Below are 20,949 nucleotides of genomic sequence, written 5' to 3' on the forward strand. Positions count from 1 at the left end.
ATTCAGAAATAATATGAGTAGCCCAACAAGAGCGCTCGGAAGGTTCGATACGATCATTCACGCCAGTCTGGGACTGGCAGCTGGTTTGAGCGCGGCCTTTTTTGCCGTGCTAGCCACACGCTTAGGTGCCTCGCCATGGCTGTTGGCGCTAATCACCAGTGCGCCGTATCTGGCGAACCTGCTAGCTCCATTTTGGGTGGCGCAAGCCAGGCGTTGGGGAACGCACAGGTTGATGGTCGGCTCGTTGGCAGCAGCAGGGATCATCCTCCTTGCGCTTGGATTGGCGCGCACACCACTGGTGTTTGCCTTGCTGGTGCTACTTTACTATCTTTTCTATGGTATTGGCGATCCACTCTATGTCGCCCTGGCCGAAATTGTTTATCCTGAACGAACCGGCTCCAGTCTTGGCCGGGTGCAGGCGGTTTTCAATGGTGTACATGCCCTCGCTAACGCGCTGGCCGGCTGGCTGATAGATACATTTGGCGCCTTTATCACACTGGCAGTAGCCTCTGTGAGCACCAGTGTTGCCGCTGTGACCTACCTACCTTTTCCAGATCTATCGAATGGGGTCAAGGAGGGTACGGCTTCCCCCTGGCAAATTCTGCGCCAGGATAGCCTCATCCGGCGCATGGTTTTAACCTTGATGATCGCCGGAACAGGCATGGTGATGATGCTACCCGCCTTCCCGTTAGTTGAAGTGCAACAATTAGGGCTGAACAACACTCAGATTGGTATCTTGCTGGCAACCAACAGCCTTGCACTGGTGGTCGCCTCGTGGCTGTGGGGTCAGCGGCTGAGCAAAACGCCAACGCACATCGTTAATGCCTTTCGCCTGGGGATGCTTGCCATCGTGGGTATGGCGGCGCTGTATGCCATGAGCGGGTCATTTTGGGAGTTGTTGATTGCCAATATCCTATGTGGGATCGGCGGCTCCGCCATTTCAGTTGGTTGGCGGCTGTTTGCCATTGATTACCCTTATGGGACTGATGATCTCTCTGGCCTTCACCTTCTGACCTGTGGTATTCGTGGCCTATATGCACCTGCCCTCGGTGCGGTGTTGATATCAATGTGGAATCCAGCAATTGCTTTCTGGGTTGCTGCGGCCCTGGTGTTGGTTGGCATATTGATATTACCACCCACTGACATGATTGCCAAACTAGCAACCTCCTAATCTTTATCGATTCAAACCTGAATGAAGGAACACTTGATGATTGCCGAGTCACTTGAAACACAACCCCGTTCGCAAGTCCCACTGTGGACAATTTTTACATCGTTTCTCATCGTTGGTTTGACGGCCTTTGGCATGGCAATCTTGCAAAAACTCAAAGCGCTCGTATTGGCACAGCGCTGGCTGAGCGAGGAAGAGATGAACGATGGGTTGGCAATGGTTCAACTCTACCCTGGCCCGATCATGGTTGATTTCACGGCCTATATTGGCTATGTGCTGCGTGGCGTTCCCGGAGCACTCCTTGCCGCGGCTGGTTTTTGTTTGCCCTCCTTTATCCTAATGCTGATCCTTTCTGCGCTATATTTTGCTGCCGGCAACCTGCCCTGGGTTCACCCCCTCTTCCAGGGCTTAGAAGCCCTAGTTGTAGGGGTGATTCTAAATGTCACCCTTGACATGGGCAGCCGGGCCATCCAAGGCAAAATCGAAGCCGTCATTACGCTGTTAGCCTTTGGGGGGCTCCTGCTCAAGTTCGACGCGGTACTAACGATCTTGATGGCCCTGGCGTTGGGCGCCGCCTTCATCCATCCGGCTTCAAGCAAAGGAACTCCAGCCCCACAAGCCAGTAACCCAACCCCGGCTTCAATCTCAATACGGCGCGGGTTGGCAATTAGCGTAGTAATAATCATTATCTTGGGCGTGGTAGCGCTGGCCATATCTTTGGACTCGGAAATTGGCCACTTGGGCCTATCGCTTTTCAAGATCGGCGCCGTAGCCTTTGGCAACGGGACGACCATTATTCCCCTGCTACAATCAGAGGTGGTCGAAAAGCACCATTGGATGAATCTGAACCAGTTTGCCGATGGGGTTGCCTTGGGACAAATCACCCCTGGGCCTTTTTTGATTACCTCGACCTTCATCGGATATAAAATAGGGCGCATAGGGGGCGCGCTACTGGCCACCTTTGCCATTTTTTCGCCTTCTTTTGCCATGACACTGATCTTTACCGAGGTGTTTGCCCGTTTGCGCAATCTCAAGATCGTTCGCGGCGCTCTGGCCGGGGTGCTGGCTGCTTTCACTGGGATGCTGGCAGCAGCCCTTCTGCAGATAGGCACAGTCGCGTTAACCGTGCCGGTCGCTTTTGTGCTGGCAGGTGCGGCCTTTCTTGCTGTGCGCTATTTCAAACTCGACATTCTATGGGTATTTGTCGGCGGACTGAGCATCTGGGAGGGACTGCTGGCACTAGGTTTAGTTTAACATGAAAAAGATCTGTTTTTCAAACTGGCTTTTGTGCCGGTTACCAGGGGGGCGCAGGGCATATTGCGGGCTAGTGCTGCGCACCCTCTTCAAAACCGGAATCCGATTTGACCTCGTGGAAGGCGCCTCGGCTGGCGCTGTTAATACCCCTTTTTTAGGCCTAAACGGTTTCCCCCCAAAGTCATTGAAGGTTCTGAAAAGCGGCCGCAAAAATCAACATGTCGCTCCTAATCCCGTCCAGATCAGCCTGCGGGGGATCTGTAACTAACCTTCAACTCTTAATTGTGACTCGTTGGCTATCACTTGCAATATTATTGAATGCCGTCATCCTCATATTACCCATGGGCTTCTTGGCCCCCCCTATTGGTTAGGCCGCTGCGTTTTCAACCGCGAGCAGATCATCGCTGTCACCTATTCCTCTGGAATGAAGAACCTACTCATTGCAGAAGAATTGGCTTTCACCAGCCTTTCCAGTCAAGCATCGGTGGGGTTACCGGCAACATTAGCCTTTAGTGTACAAATGCTTACTGCCAACCCCCTTTATCGTTATCTGCGCACGAAAGAGACAAAAATTCAAATGATAGTAAACAAAATCCATAATCACAAAGTGCCAGCCGGAGGTAAAAATGTTCAAAAAGATCTTGTGGGTTACCGATTTTTCAGCCGCTGCGCAAAAAGCTGGCCAGCAATCTCTGGCTTGCGTGAAGTGCAGCGAGGGAGGAAGCATTGATGTTCTGACAGTGATAGATCCCGAGGATTTACCATTCCTAGAAATTGTGCCTAATCCATTCATTACAATGGCACAAGAAGAATCGGTTGGAGAGCGTTTGGAAGAGGAATATAAGCAGCAAGTACTTGACCAACTGACCCTCAAGACGCGATTTCTCAGGGATGCAAACGTGCCAATCACCTTGCACATTCGAGTAGGAATCCCCTGGAAAGAGATTGTCATTGCAGCTCAAGAGCTCGGCACAACCATGATCGTGATTGGTTCGCATGGCAAGCGCAGTTTGGAAGACATATTGCTGGGCAGCACGGTTGAAAATGTTATCAAGCATGCTCCCTGCCCCGTCTTAGTTGTCCGCTAATCAAAAACAGGAGATTTTATAAATACACAAACACGAGAAACGACGGTTCATAGGAAAAGCGGGAGCGCCACAAGGCTGAATCCAAGAGCAGAAAATTTTCCATGATCATTGATGAATCTCCGTCACTAGGGGGTACGGATGGTGGCCCATCACCGGTTCAGGTCTTGCTGATGTCCCTAGCCGGTTGCCTTAAGGTTACCGGCCAAGTGATTGCCGAACAAAGGAGATAGAGACTCGACAGCGTGGAAATTGGGGGGCTTTAAGTCCCTACACCTTTATGAACTATTCTTTAGCGGTCCCTGTGTCCACCTCAATACCCTTTTTATTCGCGGAAGAGCGCGCTAGCAAATTGCGCATTAGCTGGCCGTGTAGCGCCGCACCGCACAGCAGAAGGGATCGGCTAGAAGCAACCAGTTAGCCCCACAGTCCAAATTCAGATAAGGCCTTAGGTGTCATGGATCGCTTTTTCAATAGAGTTTGGAGCGTTGTGTTCCGTTTCGCCCTTTTCTTCGTAACAGGATTGTAGAAAATGAAAAATATCACCCCTGCCAACACCATCCAACCCGTCCAATCACCCAGACGGACGGCAAGCGAATTTCTTGTGCCCAAAGGCGCATCGGCGATGATGACCTGCCCCTCGCGATCGCCGCCAGGCGTAACCGCAGAGGCGAGGATCCGCCCGTAGGGATCAATGACGACAGAATCGTTACCTCCGTTGTCAGATTTCACCACGCTCACTCAGAAATTGCCCCCCGGGCGATAGCACGGTGGCTTCATCTCGCCAAACATGCTCACCCTCGCGGACCACGTAACCCAGCACTAGATAGGCGTCGCTCTCGGCGGCCAACTGACGAAACTCGGTGGTGCAGGTGACCTGCGGGTCGCCTTCAATAGCGATTTCCAGCCAAACGATGATACAGGCGCCGTCTTGAGCCGCTCGGCGGGTGAGTTCGTTGAATTTGTCCACCGCGCTCCACAAAATGCCCGCGTTATAGTGCAACGCAGCAACGTGAACGGTAGGTGTTGTCGGTATACGGTAAAGAACAAGGCTGAGGCCGATCCAGAGGATCAATGCAACCATCACTCCACCCAGTTACGTACTAAGCGGCTGGCAAGGTAAGGAATGTCGGGGTCAAGTCGCCAGTATCGGTCGAATAAGCATAGCGCACCTAGACCAATCCCATAATTCACCGACATAATAAGTAAACCAAGGCCAAAAAAGCTAAAGATACTTACCAGTTGGATAAGCCACGGTTGACTGTAGAGCACGTTAGCGACAAAGCCCCAGGTGCCCATAATGGGAGATGAAATCGCGTATCATTTCAAACCCCACCCAGTTGAGGGCACCACATCCAACGAACCAACGGTAGCCGGTGCGTTCATGAAAAGCGCGCACGCCGCTGTCGGCTAGATCGCTGATGCCTGTGATAAGTAGCAGAAGCCAGGGCAATATAGAGGCCACTGCCGGCAAAGATGGGCGTCAGATAACGTCCCAGCCAGCCACCGATAGTGATGGCTGAAGCCAGACTGGAAGCCCGGCGTGGCAGCACGCGAAACTGGGCAATCATCATAGGCACAAAACCAACCCAGATGAGCGGCCACTGATTATAGGGTGGAAAAGAGAGTATCAGCAAAATGGTACCAACCACTGAAAACAGGATACCGATACCGACACGCAGCCAGATATTTTTTCCGACCCAGATTCATTTCGTCGTCCCTTCAATGGCAATGAATGAGGTCCTAAGCAGGCCAACGGTTGGTTTTAGCAGCAACGGCTAGACGCTTACTTAAGACTTCCTCGCCCAAATTCCACTCTGCAGCCCGCCGCACATTCTCTTAGTAGCAAAGCCATTGTCTGCTGCAAATGGTGTTAGATGGGCTCATTTCTTCCAAGAGATATCTGAATGATTTGCCAAAATCTTTTCTCGCTTGTTCCCAATAAATCTTGTAACGTAAGACATTGTTGCTTGACATAACGCTCGATCAATATAAGTCCTGCATAGTAACCCGCCCGATTTTCCAGAACATTATCTGTCTCGGAGAAAGAAAACAGGCGATTTCGTCTATCACTGCAATCCAATTCATCTGCCAGAACACGGAATATTTCTTCCTCTCGTTCTAAACAGGCTTCGTACCATTGTTGAACACGGTCGAAAGGAAGATAATCTGCCCACAACGCTTGTTCATTGCTAATACTCAGCACTTCCTTTGAGATGAACGTAGCTATCCCTTCTGTTACTAATTGTCGAAATACCTTATTCTTTTCGTACTCATTCCTAAAGTAGAATGCTGGCTGCTGTTGATAATGCAAAGCATGAGCAATTTCATGCGAAACAAAAACATCTACTGCTTGGGGTGAGTGATAAGTCTCAAGGGGAAGCCAAACTATCCAGCGAGTTGTTAGGGGGAAAGCGTGTCCATTCGATGTGCCATGACCGACTAATAGAACGATGTCAATGTTTGTGACATTCAAGCCCTTTTCTTCAAATCGTTTTGACAACAGAGGCAAACGCCCTATAACGAAATCACGCCGACGGGCAATTTCTTCTGCGTCTCGAAAAGAATACGCTTGTAAAGGTGCCCAAAATGTGTGGTAATGCTGAAACAATTCAGGAAAAGCGGATTCGTATCTGGCAATATCGTTATGTTGAATGACGTGCCGAATATAGTGTTTCGTCAAATCTATAATGAGCATATACTCTCCTTATTGCTCAAGGAGAACCCACTTAATCTACAAATCTACACGTCATTTTCACGTATAACCGAACGGAGAAAAAGCATATTATCCTGCAATTATGTTCGAACAACCAAATCCTCTGCCAAGAGCAAATTCTTTTTCTATTGCATTGTATATCCAAACGCGTGAGGTTAAACCGTTTCTATGCCCACTTCATCCCCGCCCAAACCCTAAAAACTTCTGTCTTGCAAATTGACTTTTGTTCCACTCCATGCGCACTGTGCCAAATACTCTGAGCGCCCGCCAACGGCCCTATGGAGAGAGATAGTGGCAAGGAGATTCTCAGGAATACAGATTAGAGCCTCCTGCCGGTTAAAACCGAAATCCGCCCTCGCAGGCGGATTTCATCAGGTAGCGGGGGGTGGATTCGAACCACCGACCTCCGGGTTATGAGCCCGACGAGCTGCCACTGCTCTACCCCGCAGCGCGATCCTTATTATAATGAGAACTGCCTCGCTCGTCAAGCGTTCCGTGTTCGTGCGCATACAACCTTTTACTCAAGGACTATACTAACTAAAAGAGATTCTCATGGCCTCATTCATCCAGTCGCCCTGTTTTTATATCGGCACCTCGGGCTGGACCTACCCTCACTGGCAAGGGCGCTTCTATCCCCCCGGCTTACCCGCCAGCCGACGCTTTGCCTTTTACGCGCAGCATTTCAATGCCGTAGAGATCAACGCCACATTCTACCGCACCTTTAAGGAGCCGACATACCGGAAATGGGCTGCCCAGGCTCCTGAGGGATTTCGTTATGTCCTCAAAGCCCCCAAAACTATCACCCATCGCAAATACCTTGAGGACGCAGAAGAGGATATCCGAGCCTTCCGGACCTCGGCCGAGTTCCTCGAAGACAAACTGGGGGTAATCTTGCTCCAACTGGCCCCTAGCACTCCTTATGATCCATCCCGCCTGCGCCGCGCTTTGCTGGCGTTTGGTGATCCTTCCCGCATCGTCGTGGAGTTCCGTCATCCCCGCTGGCTCACTGAGGAAACGCGCGCATTGCTCGCCGACCTAGGCGCCGTTTTCTGCGAGGCCGATTCGCCGAAGAGCCGCCCCCTGGGTTGGGTCACAGCTCGCACTGCTTACTTCCGTCTTCACGGACGCAGCCACTGGTACTATCACAACTACACGCAAGAGGAATTACATGAAATCGCCGACTGGATCCGCCGAGCCACCCGGCAAGGCGCACAAACTGTCTATGTGTTCTTCAATAACGACTTTGAAGCGTTTGCGCCTTTCAATGCTCTCGCGCTACAGAAGATCCTGAGTGGCGCTGGGCTTACCCCTGCACCATCTCAATGACCGCACCCACCCTTTACTCCAGCCTGTCAACACGGCCACGCTCCCCGGCGCCCTTCAGGTTTAGCCCTCGGTTGTCTGGATATTTATGAAGAATCATAGAACAAACTGACGTAATCCCACCCCTTCATCTGCCAGAGCACGCAGGTCTTCATTCAGGGTATCCATGAACGAACCAAAGACGCCCTTATCGTAGTAATTGGGGAAATACGCCTCCACCACCAGATCAAAGTCCTTATCCAGATATCCCCGGCAAACCCGCGCCAGTCGGTTGTAGGCATTAACCGCTTGATGAACGTCATTGCGGTGCGTAAATCCCTTATCATTGATCTTGAAGAACGTGGTAAACAACACCCCAAAGGCATAGTCTTTCACAATCAGGTTGAAGTGACGAGGGTGGCGCGCAAAAAGCACCCGATCCTCACCCCACGATGTTTCGTAGCCCAAAAAATCCAAGTGGGCAGCGATTTGATCCATAAGGGTTGTGGCAAACATAGGTTCTCCTTTTCTAGGATTCGCTCCGAGGGATCCATTTCCCCCCTTCATTCCTAATCATAACACACAAGGGAATTCATGCGTCCTGAGGCCACCCCCCAATTTCAGCCGATTTCGGGAATGAGTCCTTGCAAAACCTCTTCTCGGACTTCCCCCAAGACATTAGTCAATTTTTGGCGCGCCGCTTGACGCACCTTCTCCAAAATGATAGCCGCCGAGCGATTTTCCGAGGGTAGGGTCAACCGCTGCTCAGAGAGGGACACTCCTTCTGGCTCACGCACGAACACGTTAGCCGAGACCAGGCTCAACAAGGCAAGTTTAACCGCTTCGGAAGAGATCTCACCATCTAGACCTGCCACAATGGCCTCAATGGCCGAGCCAATATCGCTCTGCTGAACGGGATGCTGGGCCAGCCAGGAAACCACCGCATAGAGATCGCTAGCCGACGGCAAACGGAAGATGGGGCTCCCCGTGGCCAGAATGCTGCGATAGGTCTCGGGGGTATGCACCTCGCGCTTGTCCATGTCGGGCAGGATTTCCACCCCTTTCTGCACCGCGCTACGTACAGCCAACACGGCCTGCGAATTCAAGGGGCGAGCAATGCAAAAATCAGTGCCCTTACATACGTACTGCATATACTCGATGAACTTGGAAAAACCCAGACGAATTGGCTGGAACCCGGGCACAGCATACTTGATCGCCTCTTGAATGACTGAAAGATAAATACCGTTTCGCATTAAGTCGGTCTGGGAGATAGGATCGTGCGCGTACCACTCCAAAATCTCACGTGTTTTGGCCACAATCCTATCTGGCGTTAGTGCCTTCAATGGCTTGATCCGCTGAGCTAGGCGGACGTTGCGAGGGTCATAAACGTCCACCGATGGAGAAACCCCAGCAGGCACAGGGGCGGCTGCCCGTTGCGGTCGCTCTTCTTCTCCTTCATCCGGGTCACTAATCCAGACAAAGGCATCACATACCGCCTGGAAAGTTTTATTCGTGGCCGTACGATACGCACACCCCACTACCACTTTGCCATACTCATGGAGTTTCTTTGCCAGGGCCGCAAATCCACCATCACCGGAAACAATGACGAAGACCTCCAAAGCAGGGCGCACGTGGGCCAGATCAATAGCGTCAATCGCCAGCTGGATATCGGCCGCGTTCTTCTTCTGATCCCGCGAAAACCCAAAGACCTGAATCGGGTCAATGCCCAGTTCGTTGATCTCACCCCGCATGATCGCCAGGCGCGGATCGCTCCAATTGGCATAAGCCCGTTGCAAGGCAATCTGCCCAATTTTGCCAGTTTGGCGAACGGTCTCCAAAATATCCTTTAGAGAGAGGTTGGCCACCATCTGCTGGGAGAAACTATATCCCTTGAGCAGATTCTCAATGTCGTAAAAAACGGCAGTATTAAACCCCATATTATTCACTTTTATCCTCCAATGACTCCAAAAAACACAAGCACGCCTCGTGCTCAAATCTCTACAAATTCAACCAACGCACAACTGCAGCGGGCAGTTCCTGCATGGACCCAACCCGCAAGGTGCACTGGGGCAAAGACTCCAGAAAGGCTTTCCCATACCCTTTAGTAAGGATACGCCGATCCAGAATAACCACCGCCCCGCGATCCGTTTGCGTTCGGATCAGCCGACCAAATCCTTGCCGGAAGCGTAGAATCGCCTCGGGGAGTTGGTACTCGTTAAACGGGTCCTCAAATGTCTCAGCGCGCGCCGCCACGATGGGATCAGAAGGGACATCGAAGGGCAAACGCACAATCACCAGTACCGAGAGCGCTTCACCGGGAATATCCACCCCCTCCCAAAAGGCACGCGTCCCCAGCAAAACCGCGCGCTCACTCTCGCGGAACGATTCTAAAAGCAGGTTGGAAGAGGCACCCTCCCCTTGCTCGTAGACCTGGATATCAGCCTCTAACAGGCGCGGGGTAATGGCTTCAGAGGTGCGACGCAACTGGGCATACGAGGTGAAAAGCACCAACATGCGCCCACCTGTGGCTTTTGCCAGTTGCACCAGAATATGCTCTACCTTACGCTGATAATCCCCACCCCCATTCGGTTCAGGAATATCATTCACAATATAGAGCAAGGTCGAATTCTGGTAATCAAAGGGCGAATCGAGCGCCAATTCATCTGCCGTATAGGCATTCAAACGGCTACGCAGGTAATCAAAGTTGCCTTGGGTGGTCAGTGTTGCGGAGGTGAGCACGACACTGCGCTTCTCATTCCATATGTATTTCTCCATCAACGCCCCAATGTGGACTGGGGCAACCTGCAGTGCCACACGGCTGACATTGTTATTCCCCGTGGCCTCCACCCAATAGACAAAAGCTGGATCAGGCTGACTGACCAGGGCCGTTATGTAATGATCGGCTTCGCTTAAACGCCGCAGGACTCCGTTGAGCGTGCCCAGCGCATCTTCCAGTTCTTCGGGGGTTAACCCCAGCACCTCCCCTAGTGCCCGAGTAAGTTGTTCGCCCCGCATCAGCAGGGTGACCAAGCGTTCGCGAACGGCTCCCCAGGCCAGTTCAACCGCCTCCCAGGTTGGCTGATGGCGGTTACCCGGCAACAAGCGCACCTGTTGCGCGTACGGTCCCAGCGGCTGTCCCTCTCGTTCGTATTCCAGGAATGTCTCCAGGGCATTGAAAAATTGCCCCAGCCCCTGTTCAACCTGGAAGGCTAAATCGGTAAGCACCTGCATTTCCCGATTCACCGCCGCAAAATCAGAAGGGCGCAATATGCCACGCAACTGCGTCAGCAGATGTCCTAGAACACCGCTGGATGTTCCCCCCAGTTCCCGGAGTAGACGCGCCAGGTCCTCGCGTGTGATGCGATAACTAAGCGCATTCGTGGTGGCCTCTTCCAAGTGATGCGCTTCATCCACAATCAGCACCTCGTAATCGGGGATCACCCGATTGCCGGCAATCACATCGGCCAACAGCAGAGCATGATTGACCACCACCAGATGCGAGGCTAACGCCGCTTGACGCGAGCGATAAAACGGGCAAGCGCCTCCGGTGCGCTTAAGACAAGTTTCCGCCTTGCACTCTTCATCTTCTGCGGAAAGCCGCTGCCACACCTCGCGCTCTGCCGGCCCGTGCAAGGTGATCTCGCTACGATCGCCGCTTCCCCCTTCCCACAGCCAAACCAGAATCTTGCCTAAAATGCGCAACTCGTCTGCGCTCTGTGGGCCACGCTGACGCAGTGCCTCCAGACGCCGCGGGCATAGATAATTGCTCCGTCCCTTCATCACCGCGGCCCGGATATCCAAACCCAATACCGCCAGTAGGTCAGGAATATCTTTTTTGATCAACTGTTCTTGCAAGGTGATCGTATTGGTCGAGATCACCACGCGGCGGCCATTTTGCCAAGCCCACAAAGCCGCCGGGATCAGGTAGGCAAAAGACTTTCCCGTCCCAGTACCTGCCTCAACCAGCAGGTGATAACCCTCTGAAAGCGCCTGCGCCACCGCGCGCAGCATCGCCACCTGCTCAGAACGATGTTCAAAGCCATTCATGTACTGCGAGAAGATCCCACCGGGCTCTAACAAGGCGGCCGCTTCATCAATATCCAGTGCCACTGGTGAAGCGCGCGGCTCCAGTGGGCGCACTATCCATTCCGCTTCTGGGGCATGAAACCACTCCTGCGCCGATGGGGAGGTGGGGCGAGCCTGAATACCTTCCCGAGCCCGCTGGCGGAGGATTTCACTGAAAAACCAGTATCCCATCCAGTCCAGCGACTCGCTCAAGCGCACCAGTTCTTGCACAATTTCAATGGGCAGGTGAAGGGCTTTCTCAAAAAGCCGCTGGTAAACCGCGTGTGTCAGGCGGGCATCATCTAAAGCGCGGTGGGAATTGGGCAAGGGGATGCCCAATAATTGCCCCAACGATCCCAGATTATAGCGGCTGGCCGAGGGCATCAGGATGGCTGCCAGTTCGTAGGTGTCCACCGCTTCGACCAGGGTGAGTGCGCGCTGACGACGTAGAAAGGCAAGATCAAAGCCAATGTTGTGGCCCACCACAACTGCATCCCCCACAAAGTTTTCCAGATGCGGCAAGACCGCTTGGATCGGGGGGGCATCGCGCACCATCAAATCGCTGATTCCGGTCAACTGGGTAATCGTGTGCGGAATTGGGCGGCCCGGATTGACCAATGTGCTCCAGGTTTCCTCGACACGAGGGCCATTAAAACGCACGACGCCAATCTCGATAATGGCGTCACGCGTTGGGTCGGTACCGGTTGTTTCCAGATCCAAAGCAACAAGCGAGCTCATTGACAAAATTATACCATCAGCGCCCTCCCCAAAGTGAAATGCCGATAACCTTTCCGCCTCACCATTATCTTCATGCCAAGAATTTTCTGACAGAAATTTTACATGCCATTTACGGTTATCTAACTCTCTTTTTATTAAGATTCTGACATCTCGCATTTATAGTGAAATGAGTAGGAGGCAAGTAACAATCATGTTGCGCTTTTCAAGTGTATGGTTTACGCACCTAAGACGCCTCTTTCAGCGTATCGACTGGCATGTGTGGATTCCTTTGTTGGTCAGCGCCTACATGGTGTTCTACCTAATATGGCGCGTCGTTGAGACGATTAACCCACAAGCCCCCATCCTCTCCTGGCTGTTATGGGGAGCCGAAGCCTTTAGTGTGCTCAATTACCTCCTTTTCTCATGGATGACCCGCCGGATCGATCCCCCTATTCCCTATCGCCCCCCACGCCCAGGGCTGAAAGTAGATGTCTTTGTTCCCACTTACAATGAAGACGTAGAAATATTAGAAGCCACACTCACCGGCTGCCGCCTAATGACCTACCCCCATCGCACTTATCTGCTGGACGATGGACGGCGCGAAGAAGTGCGCCAACTGGCTGAACGTTTTGGGGTCGGCTATCTCACCCGCCCGGATAATCGTCACGCCAAAGCGGGAAACCTCAACCACGCACTTAAACACACTGATGGAGAATTTATCGTTGTGCTGGACGCCGATATGGTACCTCAGCCGGACTTCTTAGACCGCACTCTGGGATACTTCGAAGATGAACGGCTGGCTTTTGTCCAGTTACCCCAGGAATTTTATAACCTCGACTCCATACAACACGATCAAAGTAAACCCACCTGGCACGAGCAATCCCTTTTCTTCCATGTTATTCAACCAGGCAAGAACTACACTAACAGCGCCTTTTGGTGTGGCAGCCCCTCGGTCATCCGCCGCAGGGCACTGGAAGATGTAGGAGGCGTGGCCACCGAAACGATCACCGAAGATATTCATACCTCGGTACGCCTACACAGCCGTGGCTGGAAGTCTCTATTTGTCAACGAATCCTTAGCCTTTGGCATCGCTCCGCAGACAATTACCGCTTACTTGCTCCAACGCCTGCGCTGGGCGCAAGGCACAATGCAACTCTACCGCAGCCAAGAGAGTCCCTTGTGGATTCCGGGGCTGACGCTAAAACAACGGCTTTCCTACCTAGCCAGTTTTCTAGCGTATATTGAATCGGTGCAGAAGTTTATCTTTCTGATGATGCCGGTTGTGATCCTGCTTTTCAATGTGCTCCCCATGCGGGTTGAGTTGCCACGTTTCCTGCTTTTCTGGACACCGTATTTCATTCTGAACATCGCCGCCAATCAGTTCGGGGGGCGGGGCTACTTCCGTTACTTTAAGAGTGAAGTCTATGCCTTTTTGCGCATGGTTGTCTTCATGCAGTCCCTGCTAGTATTGTTGGTTAACAAACCCCTCAAGTTCCAGGTGACTCCCAAATCGGTAGACCGTTCTGTATACGAGAAAGAACGCAGCGCCTTGCGCTTGCACTTTGCACTACTGGGTGCGATGATTGGGGCCTTGCTATTTGGTAGTTTCCGCCTGCTGGTTTCAGGAGTCACTGAATTGAGCCGTGAGGCCTTCTGGATTGTGCTGTTCTGGGGGCTATATAATGCCGGTGTGGTCTACTTGGGCGTGCGGGAAGTACTCCGCCGTCGCCACGAACGTCGCCATTATCGGTTCCCAGTACGCCTTCAGGGCTATTTAGAGCATGAGGGGCACAAATATCCGGCTACTATTTTCAACCTGTCCCTGAGCGGGGTGGGATTCCGGATCCAGGCACCTTTTGCCCCTGGCCTTGTGCTATCAGGTGCACACCTAACCTTCAGCACTCCGTATCATCCGCGCATCCACGTCGTGCTAAAATCGGTGATGCTCCGTCGGGCCGATGAGCAAGGTTGGCTAGAAGGCGGCGCTGCTTTTGACAGCCTAGAGTCGTCAGAACGGGACTACCTTTTGGAATACCTGTTTGTCTATCGTCCAGGCGAAATCTTGAGGGAAGGGCTCAACGGCGTTAAATTCGCTGTCACTCCGGCCACTCAGCCCCAAAGTCTGTCCACGTTGTCACAAGAAGCCAGTTGAAGTATGATGGGGCAATGCAAGGGCAATCCATTCAAGTTATAATTCAGCCTGGCACTTATGGAGAACCAGATTGCCCCTCAAATTTCCCCCTGGCGTGCCTGGATCCTAGCCGCTCGCCCAAAAACACTTCCTGCTGCGGCTTCTCCAGTCATTGCTGCCACCGCACTGGCTTGGGCCGAGGGGCATTTTCACTGGGGAGCCGCACTGGCCGCACTCACGGGAGCCTTGCTCCTACAAATTGGTGCTAATTTAGCCAACGATTACTTTGATTATCAAAAGGGGGTAGATACCGTTGGGCGTTTGGGACCGTTGCGCGTCACCCAAGCAGGTTTGCTGAAACCACACCACGTCCTAGCTGGGACCCTGGTGGTGTTTGGATTGGCGAGTCTGATAGGGGTATACCTGATTGCACTGGCCGGGTGGCCGGTGGCATTGATCGGGTTGGCCTCCATCTTAGCGGCACTGGCCTACACCGGTGGGCCACGCCCTTATGGTTACAGCGGGTGGGGGGAAGTAGCCGTTTTCCTCTTTTTCGGCCTGGCCGCTGTAGTGGGTACCTATTACATTCAGGCACGGCAGGTCAGCGCTGGTGCGGTGGCCCTATCCATCCCCATTGGGCTCTTGATCGTCAACATCCTGGTCGTCAATAACCTGCGCGATATTCCTACGGATCGCGCCACTGGTAAGCACACCCTGGCCGTCCGCTATGGAGAAACCTGGACGCGATGCGAGTATCTAGCCCTCCTGATAACCACCTATTTGGTTAGCATCTTGGCAAGCGTGGTTGGCATCCTCCCCCTCGGCGGCATGCTCGCCCTGGCGTCATTGCCGCTGGCCATCCGGGTTACCCAGGGGGTCTGGTTAAACCAAGGGCGTGCACTCAACCGCTCCTTGGCCGAGAGTGCGCGATTAGTGCTAGTATTTAGCCTGCTGTTTTCGCTTGGGGTTGTGTTCGAAAAAATACTCCTTCACTAGCCCTTAATGGCATACGACTAAACAACCGTCTGCCAACGGCACCAACGTTTCTCCAGCCCATCCACTAAAAAATACAGTCCCAATCCGAGCCCACTCATGGCAACAACCCCCGCGTACATAGCCGGATAATTCAGAAGGGCACTGCCATTGAGGTAGATATAATATCCCAAACCCTTCTGGGTAGCGAAGAGCTCGGTCACATAGAGCACTGCAACCGCCGTCCCGATGGACTGACGCAGAGCAGTCAGAACAGCGGGTAAACTGGCCGGCAAATAGACAAACCGAAACAGTGCCAATCGCCCTGCCCCCAGGCTGCGCACGCTCAAGATAAGTTCGGGACGCAACCCTGCGGCCTGATCGCGCACCAATACCAAAATCTGAAAGAACAGAATCAAATAAATAACGACTATTTTTGAAAGGTCACCAATACCGAGGAAAAGCAACACGACTGGAACAAAAACCACCTTCGGAATAGGATAAAGCAGATAGATCACTGGAGCAAAGAAAGCGTTCAACCGTTTCGACTGTCCCAAAATCAAGCCAATCGGCGCAGCAGTGAAAATAGCCAGCAATGTACTCGCCACCACCCGCCACAGACTGGCTAAAAAATGCACGCCTAACGCCCCACTGCGGATCTCTTGCCACAGGACTGCTCCCACCTCCAATGGGGGCGGCAAAATAGGTTGCTGCACCATTAACGCCACCCCTTGCCAGAACGCCAAAAGACCCAGCCCGGCCAGAAGCAAGTTACGGCGATTCATAATGCCTCCAGACGCGCACGCAGATCACGACACAAATCACGGTAGGCCGGTGAATCGCGATACTCGGGACACAAAAAATCGGGATTTTCCACCACCTGCGCGGTTCGATTAGGTGGATGCCCCAGCAAGAGGATCTTTTGCCCTAGTAGAACCGCCTCTTCAATGACGTGGGTGACGATGACCAGCGTCAACCCACGTTCCATCCACAGATCTAGCACCAGGCGTTGCAGGCTTTCCCGTGTAGGCGCATCCAGTGAAGCAAACGGCTCATCCATTAGTAAGAGATCTGGATTCAAAACCAGGGTGCGGGCAATTGCCGTGCGCTGGCGCTGACCGCCCGAGATTTGTCCCGGATAGCACTCGGCAACCGGTAGCAGGCCCAAGCGCTCCAGCCAGGGCTCCACATCCAAAGTTGGGTGATAGTCGCGTGGTGCGTGAACGCCATCCGCCCCATAGAAGTTGCGAATGCGCAGTCCCAAACGCACATTCTCGCGCACTGTGGCCCAGGGTAGCAGCCCATAATCTTGAATAATCAAACCGGTCTGGGGGCGGGGGCGCGTCAGGGGTTGGCCATCAATCCGAATCAGCCCTCGCTGGGGGCGTAGCAATCCCGCCAACAGGGAGAGCAAGGTGCTCTTGCCACAACCTGAAGGCCCCAGAATCACCCAGGCTTCATTATGCCCGGCAGCCCAGGTAAAATGCTCAAAGATGGGCTTGCCGGGCGTGTAAGCAAAAGTAACGTCCTCAACCTTGATCATCGCCCTTAAGGCAACAAAGTGGGGTTAACACAATCGTCATACGCCAGATCCACATTCAAATATCCCTGAGCCTTCGCCCATGCCAGCGCATCGGCAAACTGTGCTTCGGTTGGAACACCTTTTAGCGGGTAGGTGGGCACGCGAAAATTCTCAGCCAGGGGCGCAGGGACCATTTTCTGATCTACCATCAGGCTACTGTATTTTTGAGGATCGGCATTAATGCGCTGGGTAGCCTCTTCGATCGCCGCCAGGAAGCCCTTAACCGCCCGAGGATGCTGATCAATCACGGCTTTGCGGAAGGAGATCAAGCTGAAGGAATATTCTGGCGCTACTGTGTCATCCAATATCGGGATAGCCCCTTGTTGCGCTGCTAGTGTAGAAAATGGTTCTGGAAGCATAGCGGCTCTAAGTTCACCACTCGCCAGCAGGGCCATGCGATCAGGTATCTTGGGCACCGAGATCATTTGAATCTCCTCTGCCTGGAAGCCCTGCCGTTCCAATAGACGTTGAGTCAGGTATTCAATCACTGTGGCTTGAGAAACCCCTATGGCAACCCCTTTCAGGTCACTCACCTGCTGAATTCCTGCGCCTTTGGCAGCCAAAATACGAAAAAGCGCTTGATCTGCCGTCGCCGTCCTTGCAAAGCGCACTGCCTGTACCTGGGGGGTTGCTTTATTGAGAAACATGACAGAGGTTAATTCGTTGATCATGGCATCTGCCTGACCGGCTGCAATCAATTGATCACGCTCCGGAGCCGAGCCCACCGGGATCAATTCCACCTGGACACCGTGCTTCTCAAACAGACCCTCCTGCTGCGCCACTACAATGGGCAACCCATCCAAGATGGGAAGAAGTGCCACCCGAACAGTTACTTTTTCACTTGGGATTGCCGGGGCACATGCAGTGACCAGCATCAACACCAGCAACCAGAAAGCAAATAGTTTTCTCATTGGCCGCATCTCCAAAAAGTAAAATTGACCGGGCATAAGTATAACTCAGGCAAATGAAGAAGAACGACGAAATTATAACCCCCCATGAGAACCCGCCACTTGCCATCAAACGCTGGGCGGGTGGCGGGTTCCTCGGATAAGAAACAGAAGAACGTCAAGAAGAAAACTGCCGAAGCAGGTGCGAGGGCACCTTTGGCGGAAATGGAGCCTTGGACAACCCACGATACCCCAACAGGCGCAGTCCATTCAGCACTACAATAACGGTGCTCCCCTCATGCCCCAGCACGCCCAACGGCAAGGGCAAAGTAGCCCCAAAGGTCGTGCTGACCAGCACGACAATCATCGCCAGGGCAAAGGCCAGATTCTGCCACACCACACGACGCGCCTGCCGTGCCAGACCCATGGCGAAGGGAATTTTCTGCAGATCATCCGACATCAGAATCACATCGGCTGTCTCAATGGCCACGTCGGTACCCGCACCTCCCATTGCAATCCCCAGGTCTGCCACAGCCAGAGAGGGCGCGTCATTGACTCCGTCACCTACCATGGCCACCAAGCCGTAGGTCTCGCGGAGTTCGCGCAAAACACGTACCTTATCCTGGGGCAGCAGGTTAGCATAATACGCATCCACGCCTGTGTAGGCAGCAATGCGCGCCGCTACACGCTCGTTATCTCCCGTCAGCATGACCACGCGTTCAATTCCCACCCGCTTAAGTGCCTGAACGATGTGGGTAGCTTCAGGTCGCAGGGCATCCGCAACGGTTAGCAGACCTGCAAAATACCCCCGTCTTGCCTTGGGACCGTCTAGTGCCTCCACATACGCCAATATTACGGTTTGGCCTTCATCTTCCAGTTGCCGAATCTGTGTCTGCAATGAATCGGGGAGGGGAAGATTGTGCTCAGCGAATAAGCGCGTGTTTCCAATCCGCCAGCGGCGCCCACTCACTTGCGCCTCAATTCCGCGCCCCGGATAGGCTCGAAACTCCAGCGCACTGGGAAGAGATAAGCCACGCTCCTGAGCAGCGCGCACGATGGCTGCCCCAATCGGATGCTCAGAACGCGCTTCTACGGCAGCCACCTGCTGCAAGAGAGTGGCTTCATCCAGGTCGGCCAGTGGATAAACGCCAGTTAATTGAGGCACTCCCAAGGTCAACGTACCGGTTTTATCAAAGGCTACCACCTTGAGAGCGGCAGCTTTCTCAAGATGCACCCCGCCTTTGAAGAGCACCCCATTGCGCGCCCCATTGGCAATGGCCGAAAGAATGCTGGCAGGGGTCGAAATGACCAACGCGCACGGAGAGGCCACCACCAACCATGTCATCGCACGGTAAAAGGTGGGGTAAAAGGGCTGCCCCAACACAAAATAGGGAACAATGATAAGCAAAACTGCCATTCCCAGGACAAAAAAGGCATAGTACCGTTCAAAAGTATCCAGCATACGCTGGGTTTTCGCCTTGTTGGCCTGGGCCTCCTCTACCATTTGAACGATCCGCGCCAGGGTCGTGTCTTTGGCCAGGCGCGTCACCCGCACCTCCAGACTGCCGTTCCCATTGACAGTGCCCGCAAAGACCGCATCGCCTACTTGTTTACTCACCGGCATGGATTCTCCGGTGATCGTGGCCTGATTAACCTCGGACGTTCCACTGATCACTTCACCATCAATTGGAAAACGCTCCCCCGGTCGCACGATAACGATATCCCCCGGAATTAACCTTTCCACAGGCACCGTCACCAGACGCGACCCGCGCCGCACCGTGGCTACCTTGGGGCGCAGATCAAGCAATTTTTCAATGGCCTTGCGACTCCGATCCATAGCATAGGCTTGCAGCGTGTTGGAAAGCGAGAACAAGAAGAGTAGCACTGCCCCTTCAGCCGGTGAACCAATAATCGCCGCCCCCAGTGCTGCCAAGATCATTAGTAGATCCACATTGAGGATTTTCTCACGCAAGGCTTCTAGGCTAGCAAGCAACCCAAACCAGCCGCCGGTAAGATAGGCCAACGCAAACAATCCTGCACCTATCATCGGCGGCGCCCCCCAACGTTCCAACAGCAACGCCGTTAGCGTGAAGAGGGCTGTGAGAACCGTGAAAAGAATCTGTATCTTTTGCTCATCAAACCGAGGGAGGGCGGGTGACGCTGCACTTGTCGGATGCGCTGGAATCTCTTCTACTTCAGCCACGGGCTGGGTGGTTTGCATCCCTCTTATTTGGAGCACGTCTCCCTGAAAGGTCACCCGCGAGGGATCTAGGGCTAATGCCTGCCCTAGTTGCAGAGCACAAATTGCACAGGCAACGCCCCCCATTTCACGGCGGGCAGCACACTCCATAGTTCGGCCAGCGGCCATCTTGCCAGCTTCGTTTACAAGCAAGAGAGCATGCGCAGGTGAGATAATTTCGGGATCATATACCAGACGCAATTGCCCCTCAGCGTAATCGTATTGAACGGCTTTAACCCCGGCGTATCCCCTGAGGACGTCAGCAAAGACATCGGTGCAACGTGAGCCTGAAGCCGGAAGAGAAGAGAAGGATCGTTCAGGCGTTGTTTCCACGGTCGTCATGGTCAGATCTCCTCCGTGCCATGGGTGTCTTCTGTTGACATTCAGGACAGAGACCGTAATACAGCACACGCGCCCCCAGGACGCGGTACCCCGAAGCAGCGCTGATTTCCTCATCTAGGAACTGCACATACTGGCTGGGAAAATCTACGATTTTATGACAGGAAACACAGGCCAAATTGATGTGAGGTTCCGTATCGGCATCGTAATGGGCCATTCCATCCCCCGCATTCCCCAGCACGTTCACCGCGCCCAACCGCACCAGCACTTCCAGGGTGTTGTACACTGTGGCCAGGCTCAGAGAAGGAAACCGTGACTTAAGAGTTTCATAAATCATCGTAGCCGTAGGGTGCTCATGGCTGGTCGCTAACAACTCACAAATAGCCTGTCGTTGTGGTGTAATTCGCAAGCCTGCCTTACGCAAGGAATCAAGAAGGATGGCTGTTTCTACCATTTTATTCTATGTCTCCTGTAATCATTCTAATATTAGAT

The 20,949-nt window shown here is 53.2% G+C and carries 19 protein-coding genes and 1 tRNA gene; 7 read left to right on the forward strand and 13 right to left on the reverse strand.

The genetic code is table 11. The annotated features are described in order from the left end of the window. The first annotated feature begins 13 nt into the window (after window positions 1–13). The 4 genes from Q0721_RS03255 (at window position 14) to Q0721_RS12325 (ending at window position 3,740) form a co-directional block, all read left to right on the forward strand. Entirely contained in the window at window positions 14–1,171 is a 1,158-nt protein-coding gene (locus tag Q0721_RS03255) for an MFS transporter (protein ID WP_299025250.1), read from the forward strand. Between the two features lie 21 nt (window positions 1,172–1,192). Continuing rightward, window positions 1,193–2,422 (forward strand): chromate efflux transporter, encoded by a 1,230-nt coding sequence (chrA, locus tag Q0721_RS03260; protein ID WP_299025252.1) that lies wholly within the window; start codon window positions 1,193–1,195, stop codon window positions 2,420–2,422. A 626-nt stretch (window positions 2,423–3,048) separates the two neighbouring features. Continuing rightward, window positions 3,049–3,510 carry a universal stress protein gene (locus Q0721_RS03265; protein WP_299025254.1) on the forward strand — a complete coding sequence of 154 codons (462 nt, stop codon included), beginning with the start codon at window positions 3,049–3,051 and terminating at the stop codon, window positions 3,508–3,510. 101 nt (window positions 3,511–3,611) lie between these two features. After that, window positions 3,612–3,740 (forward strand): OsmC family protein, encoded by a 129-nt coding sequence (locus Q0721_RS12325; RefSeq protein WP_366519163.1) that lies wholly within the window; start codon window positions 3,612–3,614, stop codon window positions 3,738–3,740. A gap of 184 nt (window positions 3,741–3,924) precedes the next feature. Here Q0721_RS12325 and Q0721_RS03270 read toward each other — a convergent pair whose 3' ends face one another. The 5 genes from Q0721_RS03270 to Q0721_RS03290 form a co-directional block, all read right to left on the reverse strand. Further along, window positions 3,925–4,239 carry a hypothetical protein gene (locus tag Q0721_RS03270; protein ID WP_299025256.1) on the reverse strand — a complete coding sequence of 105 codons (315 nt, stop codon included), beginning with the start codon at window positions 4,237–4,239 and terminating at the stop codon, window positions 3,925–3,927. Continuing rightward, complete coding sequence (locus tag Q0721_RS03275; RefSeq protein ID WP_299025258.1) at window positions 4,229–4,591, reverse strand: hypothetical protein; 363 nt, start codon at window positions 4,589–4,591, stop codon at window positions 4,229–4,231. The genes Q0721_RS03270 and Q0721_RS03275 overlap by 11 nt, the downstream gene beginning before the upstream one ends. A 298-nt stretch (window positions 4,592–4,889) precedes the next feature. Continuing rightward, window positions 4,890–5,087, reverse strand: coding sequence for a hypothetical protein (locus tag Q0721_RS03280; RefSeq protein ID WP_299025260.1), 198 nt, complete (start codon window positions 5,085–5,087; stop codon window positions 4,890–4,892). 293 nt (window positions 5,088–5,380) lie between these two features. Next, complete coding sequence (locus tag Q0721_RS03285; protein WP_299025262.1) at window positions 5,381–6,205, reverse strand: DUF2268 domain-containing putative Zn-dependent protease; 825 nt, start codon at window positions 6,203–6,205, stop codon at window positions 5,381–5,383. 394 nt (window positions 6,206–6,599) lie between these two features. Beyond that, window positions 6,600–6,671: transfer RNA gene (locus tag Q0721_RS03290), tRNA-Met, on the reverse strand. Between the two features lie 104 nt (window positions 6,672–6,775). Here Q0721_RS03290 and Q0721_RS03295 point away from each other — a divergent pair. Next, window positions 6,776–7,549: a DUF72 domain-containing protein gene (locus Q0721_RS03295; RefSeq protein WP_299025264.1), complete on the forward strand. Its 774-nt coding sequence runs from the start codon at window positions 6,776–6,778 to the stop codon at window positions 7,547–7,549. 93 nt (window positions 7,550–7,642) lie between these two features. On the opposite strand, the gene Q0721_RS03300 is transcribed toward Q0721_RS03295, so the two are convergent. The 3 genes from Q0721_RS03300 to Q0721_RS03310 form a co-directional block, all read right to left on the reverse strand. After that, complete coding sequence (locus Q0721_RS03300; RefSeq protein WP_299025266.1) at window positions 7,643–8,041, reverse strand: hypothetical protein; 399 nt, start codon at window positions 8,039–8,041, stop codon at window positions 7,643–7,645. A 104-nt stretch (window positions 8,042–8,145) separates the two neighbouring features. Continuing rightward, window positions 8,146–9,462 carry an NYN domain-containing protein gene (locus Q0721_RS03305; RefSeq protein WP_299025268.1) on the reverse strand — a complete coding sequence of 439 codons (1,317 nt, stop codon included), beginning with the start codon at window positions 9,460–9,462 and terminating at the stop codon, window positions 8,146–8,148. Between the two features lie 61 nt (window positions 9,463–9,523). After that, window positions 9,524–12,328, reverse strand: a complete 2,805-nt coding sequence (locus Q0721_RS03310; protein ID WP_299025270.1) for a helicase C-terminal domain-containing protein — start codon at window positions 12,326–12,328, stop codon at window positions 9,524–9,526. Between the two features lie 190 nt (window positions 12,329–12,518). On the opposite strand from Q0721_RS03310, the gene Q0721_RS03315 reads away from it, so the two are divergent. Both Q0721_RS03315 and Q0721_RS03320 read left to right on the forward strand, forming a co-directional pair. Beyond that, window positions 12,519–14,459, forward strand: coding sequence for a glycosyltransferase (locus Q0721_RS03315; RefSeq protein ID WP_299025272.1), 1,941 nt, complete (start codon window positions 12,519–12,521; stop codon window positions 14,457–14,459). A 57-nt stretch (window positions 14,460–14,516) separates the two neighbouring features. After that, entirely contained in the window at window positions 14,517–15,434 is a 918-nt protein-coding gene (locus tag Q0721_RS03320; RefSeq protein WP_299025274.1) for a 1,4-dihydroxy-2-naphthoate polyprenyltransferase, read from the forward strand. A 17-nt stretch (window positions 15,435–15,451) separates the two neighbouring features. Here Q0721_RS03320 and Q0721_RS03325 read toward each other — a convergent pair whose 3' ends face one another. The 5 genes from Q0721_RS03325 to Q0721_RS03345 form a co-directional block, all read right to left on the reverse strand. Further along, the gene (locus Q0721_RS03325; RefSeq protein WP_299025276.1) at window positions 15,452–16,195 is read right to left on the reverse strand and encodes an ABC transporter permease; all 744 of its coding nucleotides are present in this window, start codon (window positions 16,193–16,195) and stop codon (window positions 15,452–15,454) included. Further along, a complete protein-coding gene (locus Q0721_RS03330) occupies window positions 16,192–16,953 on the reverse strand; it encodes an ATP-binding cassette domain-containing protein (RefSeq protein ID WP_299025279.1) in 762 nt (253 codons plus the stop codon). Before Q0721_RS03330 ends, Q0721_RS03325 begins: the two co-directional genes overlap by 4 nt. A 5-nt stretch (window positions 16,954–16,958) precedes the next feature. Beyond that, on the reverse strand, window positions 16,959–17,903 hold the full coding sequence (locus tag Q0721_RS03335; RefSeq protein WP_299025281.1) for a MetQ/NlpA family ABC transporter substrate-binding protein: 945 nt from the start codon (window positions 17,901–17,903) through the stop codon (window positions 16,959–16,961). A gap of 154 nt (window positions 17,904–18,057) precedes the next feature. Beyond that, window positions 18,058–20,460 (reverse strand): heavy metal translocating P-type ATPase, encoded by a 2,403-nt coding sequence (locus tag Q0721_RS03340; RefSeq protein WP_299025282.1) that lies wholly within the window; start codon window positions 20,458–20,460, stop codon window positions 18,058–18,060. Beyond that, a complete protein-coding gene (locus Q0721_RS03345) occupies window positions 20,435–20,911 on the reverse strand; it encodes a Fur family transcriptional regulator (protein WP_299025283.1) in 477 nt (158 codons plus the stop codon). The genes Q0721_RS03340 and Q0721_RS03345 overlap by 26 nt, the downstream gene beginning before the upstream one ends. Window positions 20,912–20,949 lie beyond the last annotated feature (38 nt).

Source organism: uncultured Thermanaerothrix sp. (assembly GCF_938028735.1).
Taxonomy (GTDB): domain Bacteria; phylum Chloroflexota; class Anaerolineae; order Anaerolineales; family Anaerolineaceae; genus Thermanaerothrix.